The organism is Granulicella mallensis MP5ACTX8 (assembly GCF_000178955.2).
Classification (GTDB): domain Bacteria; phylum Acidobacteriota; class Terriglobia; order Terriglobales; family Acidobacteriaceae; genus Granulicella; species Granulicella mallensis.
Window position 1 is genome coordinate 903,116 of sequence record NC_016631.1, and the last position, 12,098, is coordinate 915,213.

The 12,098-nt window shown below is 57.7% G+C and carries 7 protein-coding genes; all 7 read left to right on the forward strand.

What is annotated here, in order from left to right; translation table 11 throughout:
• Positions 1-25 precede the first annotated feature (25 nt).
• The 7 genes from rpoB to ACIX8_RS03940 all read left to right on the forward strand — a co-directional run bounded on the left by rpoB (position 26) and on the right by ACIX8_RS03940 (position 11,904).
• Positions 26-4,522, forward strand: coding sequence for a DNA-directed RNA polymerase subunit beta (gene rpoB / locus ACIX8_RS03915; RefSeq protein ID WP_014264019.1), 4,497 nt, complete (start codon positions 26-28; stop codon positions 4,520-4,522).
• Between the two features lie 223 nt (positions 4,523-4,745).
• Complete coding sequence (gene rpoC / locus ACIX8_RS03920) at positions 4,746-8,936, forward strand: DNA-directed RNA polymerase subunit beta' (protein WP_014264020.1); 4,191 nt, start codon at positions 4,746-4,748, stop codon at positions 8,934-8,936.
• Positions 8,937-9,064: 128 nt separating this feature from the next.
• Positions 9,065-9,667, forward strand: coding sequence for a retron St85 family effector protein (locus ACIX8_RS03925; protein ID WP_150110483.1), 603 nt, complete (start codon positions 9,065-9,067; stop codon positions 9,665-9,667).
• Positions 9,667-9,954, forward strand: coding sequence for a hypothetical protein (locus ACIX8_RS03930; RefSeq protein WP_044176130.1), 288 nt, complete (start codon positions 9,667-9,669; stop codon positions 9,952-9,954). Before ACIX8_RS03925 ends, ACIX8_RS03930 begins: the two co-directional genes overlap by 1 nt.
• Positions 9,955-10,116: 162 nt before the next feature.
• The gene (locus ACIX8_RS25050) at positions 10,117-11,145 is read left to right on the forward strand and encodes a retron St85 family RNA-directed DNA polymerase (RefSeq protein WP_014264022.1); all 1,029 of its coding nucleotides are present in this window, start codon (positions 10,117-10,119) and stop codon (positions 11,143-11,145) included.
• Between the two features lie 115 nt (positions 11,146-11,260).
• Complete coding sequence (locus ACIX8_RS03935; RefSeq protein WP_014264023.1) at positions 11,261-11,518, forward strand: type II toxin-antitoxin system Phd/YefM family antitoxin; 258 nt, start codon at positions 11,261-11,263, stop codon at positions 11,516-11,518.
• Positions 11,515-11,904, forward strand: a complete 390-nt coding sequence (locus ACIX8_RS03940) for a type II toxin-antitoxin system VapC family toxin (RefSeq protein ID WP_014264024.1) — start codon at positions 11,515-11,517, stop codon at positions 11,902-11,904. The genes ACIX8_RS03935 and ACIX8_RS03940 overlap by 4 nt, the downstream gene beginning before the upstream one ends.
• The last annotated feature ends 194 nt before the right edge of the window (positions 11,905-12,098 follow it).

Here is a 12,098-nt window from a genome sequence, read left to right on the forward strand (position 1 = left end):
CTCGAGCCAAGTAATAGGAGAGAGCATGTCGAATTCGACCACCAACGAAATGCGCGCGATCCGCAGCCGTCTCGACTTTTCCAAGATTCCAACCAGCATCCAGATTCCGAATCTCATCGAGGTTCAGCGCCGCAGCTATGAGCGCTTCCTCCAGATGGACAAGCTCCCCCAGGAGCGCGAGGACAACGGCCTCCAGTCTGTCTTTACCTCCGTGTTTCCCATCACCGACTTCCGCAATGTCTCTGAGCTCGAGTTCGTCGATTACTCTATCGGCAACTGGGAGTGCAAGTGCGGTTACCTCAAGGGTCTGAACCACCTGCGCACGGCCTGCACCAACTGCGGCCACATGGTCATCACCGACCCCTTCCACCCGGGCGATGTGCTCTGCAAGTTCTGCGGAACCTACAACAAGAACACCCCTGATTTCTGCACCAAGTGCGGCGATCCTGTCGGTCTGCAGCTGAAGTACGACCAGGCCGAGTGCGAAGAGCGCGGCATGACCTACTCGGCTCCGCTGAAGGTCACCATCCGCCTGAAGATCTACGACAAGGACCCTGAGACGGGCGTCAAGAGCCTGCGTGACATGAAGGAGCAGGAAGTCTTCTTTGGCGACATCCCCCTGATGTCGGCGAACGGCACCTTCATCGTCAACGGTACCGAGCGCGTCATCGTCAGCCAGTTGCACCGTTCGCCCGGCGTCTTCTTTGAGACGGCGAACAACCGTACCTACTTCCTCGGCAAGATCATTCCGTACCGCGGTTCGTGGGTCGAGTTCGAGTACGACCAGAAGAACACCCTCTACGTCCGCATCGATCGCAAGCGCAAGTTCCTGGGCACCATCTTCCTTCGCGCGCTCGGTCTGCGCACGGACGAGGAGATCCTCAAGACCTTCTACACGGTCGACACCATCAACGTGAAGGACGGCAAGCTGTCGTGGACGGTTGGCGCGGAAGAGAAGCCGAGCCACCTCGTCGGCACTCGCTCGACCGCGGCCCTCAACGGCGCGGACGGCAAGGAGCTCGTCGCTTCCGGCAAGAAGATCGGCGCCTCCGCGCTGAAGCATCTTCGGGCGGGTGGCGTCACCTCGGTTGAGGTGGAGACCAGCGAGTTCGACGGCGCCATGATCGCGGCCGATGTCATCGACATGGGCACCGGCGAGCTGCTGTACGAAGCCAACGCCGAGCTCACCGCCGACAAGCTGCACAAGATTCTGCAGTCCGGCGTTGCCACGTTCGAGGTCTTCTTCCCCGAGCGCGACGATGTAGGTAACATCATCTCGAACACCCTTCGCCGCGACTCCGTGCGCAAGCCGGAAGAGGCGTTGATCGAGATCTACCGCAAGCTGCGTCCCGGCGACCCACCGACGCTCGACACCGCGACCGCGCTCTTCGAAGGCATGTTCTTCGATCCGCGCAAGTACGACTTCTCGCGCGTTGGCCGTCTCAAGTTCAACATCAAGCTGTATGAGGACCAGGACCCCAGCGGGCTCGACAAGCGCACGCTGACCCCTGAGGACTTCTACGGCACGATCCGTTACCTCCTCAAGCTGCGCAAGAACATCGGCGTAGTGGACGATATCGATCACCTTGGCAACCGCCGCGTCCGCGCGGTCGGTGAGCTCATGGAGAACCAGTTCCGTATCGGCCTGGTTCGCATGGAGCGCGCGATCAAGGAAAAGATGTCGGTCTACCAGGAGATGTCGACGGCGATGCCGCACGACCTCATCAACGCCAAGCCGGTCATGGCCGCGATCCGCGAGTTCTTCGGTTCTTCGCAGCTCTCGCAGTTCATGGATCAGACCAACCCCCTGTCCGAGATCACGCACAAGCGCCGCCTGTCGGCCCTTGGGCCTGGTGGTCTGTCCCGTGAGCGCGCCGGCTTCGAAGTCCGCGACGTTCACCCGACCCACTATGGCCGCATCTGCCCGATTGAGACGCCTGAAGGTCCGAACATCGGCCTGATCTCGTCGCTGTCGTGCTTTGCGCGCATCAACGAGTACGGCTTCATTGAGAGCCCGTACCGCCGCGTCAAGGATGGCCGCGTACTCGACTACGTCGCCGTCACCAACGCCGGTGAGTCCGGTCTGCGTCAGGGCGACTTCCTCGAGATCTCCGAATCGATCAAGCAGAACAAGGAGCTCAAGAAGAACGGCAAGCGCACGATGGACCTGGAGCCCTTCAGCTTCTATCTGTCGGCGTGGGAAGAGGATCGCCACACGATCGCTCAGGCCAACATCGAACTCGATGCTGAACTGAACATCGTGGAGGACCTGGTCAACGCGCGTAAGCAGGGCAACTTCGTACTCGTGCCCAAGGCCGAGGTCGACTATGTCGACGTCTCGCCGAAGCAGCTCGTATCGGTGGCCGCCTCGCTCGTTCCGTTCCTCGAGCATGACGATGCGAACCGCGCCCTGATGGGTGCGAACATGCAGCGCCAGTCCGTTCCGTTGCTCGTTGCCGAAGCTCCTTTCGTCGGCACCGGCATGGAAGGCGTTACAGCACGCGACTCCGGCGCTGTGATCCTGGCCAAGCGCAACGGCATCATCGACTCGGTCGACTCCGAGCGCATCATCGTGCGCGTAGAAGGCGAGCACCACCCCACGCAGCTCTCGCGTGAGGTCGGTTCGGACATCTATCAGCTCACGAAGTTCAAGCGCTCCAACCAGAACACCTGCATCAACCAGAAGCCGATCGTTCGCAAGGGCGACCGTGTTCTCAAGGGTCAGGTGATCGCGGACGGTCCGTGCACGGAGCAGGGCGAGCTTGGTCTCGGCCGCAACGTGCTGGTTGCGTTTATGCCGTGGCGTGGTTACAACTTCGAGGACGCGATCCTCATCTCGGAAAAGCTGGTCCGCGAGGACTACTACACCTCGATCCACATCGAGGAGTTCGAGATCGAAGCGCGCGACACGAAGCTGGGGCCGGAAGAGATCACGCGTGATATCCCCAACGTCTCCGAGCACGCTCTGCGTGATCTGGACGAGTCGGGCATCATCCGTATCGGTGCCAAGATCGGCCACAACGACATCCTCGTCGGCAAGGTCACGCCCAAGGGCGAGACCCAGCTCACGCCGGAAGAGAAGCTGCTCCGCGCCATCTTCGGTGAAAAGGCCGGCGATGTTCGCGACGCTTCGCTGACGTGCCCTCCGGGCATCGAAGGCACGGTCGTCGATGTTCGCATCTTCTCGCGCAAGGGTCAGGAAAAGGACCAGCGCGCGTTGCAGATCGAGCAGGAGATGGTCGAGAAGCTGGAGCGCAACCTCGCCGATGAGATTCGTATTCTCACCGACGAGCGCCTCAAGCGTCTCGAAGGCATCCTGGGAAGCAAGGAAGTTCTTGCCGACCTGCACGACGAGCGCACCAACAAGAAGCTGTTGAGCAAGGGCGACATTCTGACCCGCGACATCATCGAGCTGATCTCCACGCGTAACCTGAAGCGTATTCGCTACGCCGACAAGGATCCCCGCGTGAACGAGCAGATCGACGAGATCGAGGAGATGACCTCGCGCCAGATCGACGTACTGCGCAAGATCACCAACGAGAAGATCGGCAAGATGCAGAAGGGCGATGAACTCTCGCCCGGTGTCATCAAGATGGTCAAGGTCTATATCGCGATGAAGCGCAAGCTTTCGGTCGGCGATAAGATGGCCGGACGCCACGGTAACAAGGGTGTTATCGCACGTATCCTCCCCGAGGAAGACATGCCGTATCTGCCCGATGGAACCCCGGTCGAGATCGTTCTGAACCCGCTCGGTGTGCCTTCGCGTATGAACGTCGGTCAGATTCTCGAAACGCACCTCGGATGGGCAGCACACGAGCTCGGCGCGAAGGTTGCCGCTCTCGCTGCGCAGCATCAGGAGGCCGGTGAAGTTCGCGAGATCTTCAAGGAAGCGTTCAAGAACACGGCAGCGCTCAACCAGCTTCTGACCCTCGACGACGAGCAGACCATGCGCGTTGCCGCCGGTATGAAGCGCGGTATCTGGTTCGGCACGGCAGTGTTCGACGGCGCACGCGAGACGGAGATCAAGGCGCTGCTCGCAGCGGCCGGTCTCCCCAGCTCCGGCAAGAGCATGATGTTCGACGGCATGACGGGCGACCAGTTCGAACAGCCCGTTACGGTCGGCTACATCTACATGCTCAAGCTGTCTCACCTTGTCGACGACAAGATTCACGCTCGCTCAATCGGGCCGTACTCGCTCATCACCCAGCAGCCGCTCGGTGGTAAGGCGCAGTTCGGCGGACAGCGCTTCGGTGAGATGGAAGTGTGGGCGCTTGAAGCTTATGGCGCCGCTTACATCCTGCAGGAGCTGCTCACCGCGAAGTCCGATGACGTCTATGGCCGTACCAAGATCTACGAGGCCATCGTCAAGGGTGAGGCCGCGATCGAACCGGGCGTGCCCGAGTCGTTCAACGTTCTCATCCGCGAGCTGCAGTCGCTTTGCCTCGATGTCGAGCTGGTCAAGAAGACCAGCACCGACGAATCAGAGGTCATCGCACTGCCCGAGCTTGCGGTCGCCGACTAGCTTCTATAAGTCACCGCCTTTGGCTGTCAGCTCCGAGCTTGTGTAACGGCAGGAGCTGGCAGCAAGGGCGCAAGTACTAAGTGATGAGTGTGGAACACGGCCTTCATCGCGAAAGCAATAGCAGCAGAAACAGCAGCGAAGCTCGCAACACAGGCTCTCAGTAGATTGAGAGTGAAGCACAAAGTTGGTATCGAGCTAAGTACTGCATACGGAGAGAAAAAATATGTTCCGCTCCAGCCCTTTTGAACTAACCGGACCGATCACCGACTTCGACTCCATCAAGATCCAGCTCGCCAGCCCCGAGAAGATCCGCTCATGGTCGCACGGTGAAGTCACCAAGCCTGAAACCATCAACTACCGCACGTTCAAGCCCGAACGTGACGGCCTCTTCTGCGCGCGCATCTTTGGACCGATCACCGACTGGGAGTGCCTCTGCGGCAAGTACAAGCGCATGAAGCACCGCGGCGTGATCTGCGACAAGTGCGGCGTTGAAGTCACTCTGTCCAAGGTCCGCCGTGAGCGGCTTGGCCACATCGAGCTCGCTTCGCCCTGCTCGCACGTCTGGTTCTTCAAGGGCCTGCCGTCGCGTATCGGCCACCTGCTCGACATCTCGCTGCGTGAGCTCGAAGCCGTGTTGTACTTCGAGTCCTACGTCGTCGTCGATCCAGGCGACGCGCCCGTCAAGGAGCGCGAGGTCATCAAGGACGAGAACCGCTTCCGCGAGCTCGACCAGCAGTATCGCCCCTCCGGCTTCAAGGCCATGATGGGTGCCGAGGCCATTAAGGAACTGCTCAAGCGCGTCGAGATCACGGAACTCGCGATCGAACTGCGCGAGCGCATGAAGACCGAGACCTCGCTGCAGAAGAAGCTCAAGTACGCCAAGCGTCTCAAGGTCGTTGAGGCCTTCCGCCGCTCGGACAACAAGCCCCAGTGGATGATCCTCGACGTGATCCCCGTGATCCCGCCTGAGCTGCGCCCCCTGGTGCCGCTGGACGGCGGCCGCTTCGCGACCTCGGATCTCAACGATCTGTATCGCCGCGTGATCAACCGTAACAACCGCCTCAAGAAGCTCATGGACCTCCATGCGCCTGAGGTCATCGTGCGCAACGAAAAGCGCATGCTGCAGGAGGCCGTCGACGCTCTGTTCGATAACGGCCGCCGTGGCCGCGTGCTGCGCGGTGCGAACAACCGTCCGCTCAAGTCGCTCTCCGACACCCTCAAGGGCAAGCAGGGCCGCTTCCGTCAGAACCTGCTCGGCAAGCGCGTCGATTACTCGGGCCGTTCCGTAATCGTCGTCGGTCCCGAACTCAAGCTGCACCAGTGCGGCCTGCCCAAGAAGATGGCGCTCGAGCTCTTCAAGCCGTTCATCTATCACCGTCTCGAACAGACCGGCCACTGCACGACCATCAAGCAAGCGAAGGAAATGGTCGAACAGCAGGACCCGATCGTCTGGGACATCCTCGAAGAGGTCATCAAGGATCACCCGGTCCTTCTGAACCGCGCACCGACCCTCCATCGTCTGGGCATCCAGGCGTTTGAGCCGGTGCTCGTCGAAGGCAAGGCGATCAAGATCCACCCGCTCGTCTGCACCGCCTTCAACGCGGACTTCGACGGCGATCAGATGGCTGTGCATATCCCGCTCTCGCCCGAAGCCCAGATTGAGGCCTCGGTCCTGATGCTGGCTTCGCACAACATCCTCTCGCCGGCCAGTGGTCAGCCGATCACGGTGCCGACGCAGGATCTCGTGCTCGGTCTCTACTACCTGACGAAGGCCAAGGTCGGCGCTCAGGGTGAAGGCCGCGTGTTCGCCAATATCGAAGAAGTGCTGATGGCCCTCGAAGCCAAGCAGGTAGAGACGCTGACGCCCATTCGTCTGCGCTACACCGGCCCTGTGCTCGACATGACCACCGCCTACGACGATCAGGACCTCACGCACACCGAGCCGGTTGAGTTCACCAGGCAGTTCATCAACACGACCGTCGGCCGCGCCATCCTGAACGACCGTCTGCCGGAGGGCATGCCCTACGTCAACGGCCTGCTCAAGAAGAAGGGCATCGGCCAGCTGATCAACTACCTGTACCTGAACCTCGGTCTCGAGGTTACGGTGCATGCTCTCGATCGCATCAAGGAACTGGGCTTCCAGTACGCGACCAAGTCCGGCCTCTCGGTCGGGTTGGACGACATGGTCATTCCGGATTCGAAGTACACCGTTGTGCATGAGGCTGAGAAGCAGGTCATCGCGATGCAGCAGCAGTATCTCGACGGTTCGATCACGAACCTGGAGCGGTCTAATAAAGTTACCCAGATGTGGTCTGGCGTTACCGAGCGTGTTGCCGACGACATGTTCAACAACATGAAGCGCGCGGACAAGGAAGGAGCCATGAACCCGATCTACATCATGGCCGACTCCGGTGCTCGTGGTTCGAAGCAGCAGATTCGTCAGCTCTCCGGTATGCGCGGACTGATGGCCAAGCCCTCGGGCGAAATCATCGAGACCCCCATCACGGCGAACTTCCGTGAAGGCCTCACCGTACTTCAGTACTTCATCTCGACGCACGGCGCTCGTAAGGGCCTGGCGGATACCGCGCTCAAGACGGCCGACTCGGGTTACCTCACGCGTCGTCTGGTCGACGTCGCGCAGGATGTGATCATCTCCGAGCTCGACTGCGGTACGGTCGAAGGCATCTACGTGATGCCGATCATCGAAGCCGGCGAGACCATCGAGCCATTGCGCGACCGTATCATCGGCCGCGTCTCGCTCGAGCGCCTCAAGGACTTCGAAGGCAAGACCATCGTCGAGATCAACGAAGAGATCGACGAGGACAAGGCTTCCGCGGTTCAGGCAGCGGGTATCGAGCGCGTCAAGATTCGCTCGGTTCTCACCTGCGAGTCCAAGCGCGGTTGCTGCATCCTCTGCTACGGTCGTAACCTCGGTTCGGGCAAGATGGTCGAGATGGGTGAAGCCGTCGGTGTCATCGCGGCGCAGTCCATCGGCGAGCCTGGAACTCAGCTCACCATGCGTACCTTCCACATCGGCGGAACAGCGTCGCGTGTGCAGGATGCTTCGCACCTCGAAGCCAAGAACGCCGGCAAGGTCCACTTCATCAACCTCGTCACTGTCCGTTCCAAGGATGGCGGCCTGGTGGCGTTCAACCGTAACGGTTCGATCGCGATCATCGATGAGAAGGGCCGTGAGAAGGAGCGCTACGCGATCGTCTACGGCGCAAAGCTGAAGGTCGAAGACGGAACGCAGGTCAAGCTCGGCGACGTCATCGGCGAGTGGGACCCCTACACGTTCTCCATCCTCACGGAGATCGCCGGCACGGTCCAGTTCAAGGATCTGCAGGAAGGTGTCACGCTGAACGAAGAGATCGACGAAGTCACCGGGCTCTCGCGCCTGGTGGTCGGCGACTCCTCGGACGAGAAGCGCCAGCCCGCGATCATCATCAAGTCCGCGAAGGGCAACAAGCGTTACCTGATGCCCTCACGCGCCCACTTGATGCTGCAGGACGGCGATGAAGTCACCCCCGGTGACATCCTCGCGAAGATCCCGCGTGAAACGACTCGTACGAAGGACATCACGGGCGGTCTGCCGCGCGTGGTCGAACTCTTCGAGGCCCGCAAGCCCCGCGATCCGGCGATCATCTCCAAGATCGACGGCGTGGTCCGCTTCGGCGATGTTTCCAAGGGTCAGCGCAAGGTCTACGTCACGGCGGACAACGGCCAGGAAGAGGAGTACAGCGTTCCTCGCGGTGTCTACGTCAACGTGCAGGAAGGTGAACGCCTGCGCGCCGGCGACGCTCTGATCGACGGCCCCCGCAACCCGCACGACATCCTCGAGGTGTTGGGCGAGCGCGAGCTGCAGCAGTATCTCGTCAACGAGATCCAGGAAGTCTATCGTCTGCAGGGCGTGTCCATCTCGGACAAGCACATCGAGACGATCGTCCGCCAGATGCTGCGTTGGGTCAAGATCGAAGAGGTTGGCGACAGCAACTTCCTTCTGGAACAGCAGATCGACCGCTTCCGCTTCAACGCCGAGAATCAGCGCGTGCTGATGGAAGGTGGCCGTCCGGCCATCGGTCGTCCGCTGCTGCTGGGCATCACGAAGGCGTCGCTCTCGACCGATAGCTTCATCTCGGCCGCGAGCTTCCAGGAGACCACCCGCGTCCTCACCGAAGCCAGCATCAACGGCTCGGTAGACACGCTGCGCGGCCTCAAGGAAAACGTCATCGTCGGCCGCTTGATCCCCGCCGGTACGGGCATGGCATACTACCGCAACGTTCAGCTCTCTCCGGAGCTGGAAGAAGCGGCAGCCCAGGTCCAGCAGGAAGTCACTGCGGCGATCGAAGCCGAAGAGCGCGAGCTCGAGCAGATGCGCATGGAAGGCGAACAGGAAGAACTGGCCGCCGAATAGGACTACGCGTCCAGCGAGACGCGCTACGCGCAAAAGCAAAAACAAAAGGGCGGACTCGAAAGAGCCCGCCCTTTTATTTGCTAGTATGAGTTCGAAAGGCAAACAACTTCGTTCTAATGCGAAAAAGAGTGACTTCAGACTCGTCGTCCATCGATGCTGGAAGATTCGAAGCTTTTGTTGGCGGAAGAGCTAGAAAGATATTTGTTAATGTCTTCCTTTGTGGAAAAGCCTTTGACTCAACGCTCTCAGCCTCTGATTTGGTCAAAAGGGACATTCGAGCATACTTGAACGAGCGGCTAACAGCTACGAACAAAAACTGCAGGGTTTTCTTTGGTGAACACACGGATCTTATTAATCAGTACGCAAAAGCCATGGGAAATATCACAGGTATTCCTCTTAAGAATACAAATCTCGCTCTTTTTGAGATGCAGCTTGCCCATTTTGTCGACCTAATCGTGATTTTTCCTAGCAGTGCGGGTTCTTTTGCTGAATTGGGAATGTTTGTAGCGAAGGAGTCGTTGGGAAAGAAATTGTTCTTGATTCAAGAGCCAACACATCGCACGGCAAAAAGCTTCGTCGCGAAGGGGCCTGTCGACTTTGTTGTTAAGCGATCAGGTACTGTTTTGTATCTGGACTACACAGACATGGAATCAGTTTACAAGGCGGTTCAGGCAAAGATTACAGCGCTTCATGAGGTGAAACTCTCAGATGAACTATTTGGTGAATCCTGATGAATCAAGCCATCGAGAATTTGCGTCTTTTATTTTTTGCAAACTTGAACCAACCTGTAATGGTTGCGGAACTTCGTAGCGTGTACCTCAATGCAGGAGGTGATGTAGCAGCATTTGCACCTGCGTTAGCTTTTCTTAGGCAAAAGGAATTGTTAGCCCAAAGTGATCCAGTCTCATGTACTGAACGGGGCCTGAGGAAACTCCAGTCGCTACAAAACTTCAAAGAAAGAGATTCTGCGCGAATGTTCTTGTTGAAGGAACGGATAAAAAGGGCTACGTTTAAGTAGACAGGTGGCGTGGTTGTTTCACTTTGGTTGATGTTTCGTCAACCGATGTAGCAATCAGGTAATTCATACAAGGGTTGTCAACACGACGACTTGCAAAAGACAAAACCGCAACTCGTCGTGTTGACAACACAGTCGAGCAGTGTCAACACACTGGAATCCGAAGTGATCACGCCGCTTGTCTCTTTCACATCTTTCGCGCAGTTCGAACAGGCACTCCGTGACTCTAGGGTAAGTGCGCACAGCGGAGCTTCGTTTAGCAACTCCCTAGAAGTCGATCGACTTGTTAAATCTGCACGAGAGCTTTACGGGAGAGGTTTACCTCCGATCGTTTCTAGCCGTACTTTTTCGTTACTTTTTGGCGTAAGCCCTCGCTTGATTTCTGCGATGACCAAATCGCCCGAAAAATACTGGCGAACATTCGAGATCAAGAAACGCTCAGGTAAGGGCCGAAATATTGCAGCGCCCAGAGTTTTTCTCAAGACAGTACAGCGGTTTTTGTTGCGCTTTGTTTTGGAGAAAATCCCAATCCATCCCAACGCGTTTGGATTTGCTCCTGGCAAGGGGATTTTCAAACATGCTGAGCGGCACCTTAAAGCAAGATTTGTGCTTACACTCGACATAGCAGATTTCTTCCCCTCAATCTCATGGACGCAAGTTAGAGATATATTTGCGAACATAGGCTTTCCTGATGGGGTCCCTTCACTGCTTGCAGATTTGTGCACCCGTAATAAAGTTTTCCCACAAGGGGCTCCGACAAGCCCCTATCTGTCAAACCTAATCTTTCTGAAAACTGATGAGGCTCTCACTGAAGCGGCGAATCAATTTGAAATGCGATACAGCCGTTATGCTGATGACCTAACGTTCTCTTGTGACTCACAACCCAGCGATGAGGCTCGTCTAGCTTTCGAGCAGATAATCAGAGATGCCGGTTTTAGGATCCAGCATTCGAAGACGCGATTACGGGGGCCTTCGCAAGCACGCGAAGTCACAGGTCTACTTGTGAATGAAAAAATTCAACCATCGAGACACACCAGACGACTGTTGCGGGCGAAATTTCATAATCTTTTACGCTCGACAAGTCTGGAACAAGAGACTTTGCCAAGTCTTGGGGGATGGGCAAGCTATGTGAATAGTTATGATGTCGTGAAAGGCGAAGAGTATCTATCGATTGTCAGGTCAAAGGCAAGATGAGGTCCGAGGTATATGTCGAGCGTCTCATTTTGCCGCGACTTCATGCGATGAGTGGGCATTGCGCTCAAAACTCTCAGGTTTTGCACTAGCTATGCTTCTTAGCTAACATGTCTCCATGGAAGTCAACATCCATCACGCCAAGACCCATCTCTCCAAGCTCATCTCAGCAGCCGAGAGCGGGGAAGAGGTCATCATCGCGCGTAATGGTGCTCCAGCCGTTAAATTGGTTCCTGTTCATGCGGCGACGAAGAGACCCAGAAAGCAGATGTGGGGAGCCGGGATCGGCAAAATCTGGATTGCCTCTGACTTCGACTCGAAGGGAACCAACGACGAGATCGCCGACCTTTTCGAAAACACGAAGGACTTCGAGTGAGAGTTCTGGTCGACGGTCACGCCTTCGTCTGGGCGCTTCTGCAAGACCCCAGAGTCTCGAAGAAAGCGCGCAGCATCCTGTTCTCAGAGGAGCATGAACTCTTCTTCTCTTTGGCGACCCTCTGGGAACTCAGCCTGAAGATCCGGCTGGGCAAACTCCGCAACCTCACCTCGTCCATCGCCTACCTGAATGATGAGTTGGCAGAGTATCGAATTACCGTTCTTCCCATCACCTATCAGGACATCCTCACCGTCGAACATCTCGAGTCTCACCATCGAGACCCGTTCGACCGCGTTCTCATCGCACAGGCCATCAATAACAGCCTGACGTTGCTCACCAACGACTCCAACATCAAGCTCTACTCGAATGTAACGACCCTCTGGTAACCCACAAACCGGGTGCCCCATCCTCGACGCGCAGTTTTATCGCGCGGCAGGGTGGGGTATCGTTCGTGGTAGCGAACGACCGCTCTCCCTCATTGAGGCACGATTGCTGCTACAAGCTAAAGGCGGTCGTGCTTTGCACGATACCCCACCCTGCCGCGCATAAAGCCGCGCGTCGAGGATGGGGCACCCGGTTG

Excerpts from the sequence above, each read along its gene's own strand:
- rpoB (WP_014264019.1), top strand. The coding sequence starts at position 26 with ATGTCGAATTCGACCACCAACGAAATGCGCGCGATCCGCAGCCGTCTC.
- rpoC (WP_014264020.1), top strand. The coding sequence starts at position 4,746 with ATGTTCCGCTCCAGCCCTTTTGAACTAACCGGACCGATCACCGACTTC.
- ACIX8_RS03930 (WP_044176130.1), top strand. The coding sequence starts at position 9,667 with ATGAATCAAGCCATCGAGAATTTGCGTCTTTTATTTTTTGCAAACTTG.
- ACIX8_RS03935 (WP_014264023.1), top strand. The coding sequence starts at position 11,261 with ATGGAAGTCAACATCCATCACGCCAAGACCCATCTCTCCAAGCTCATC.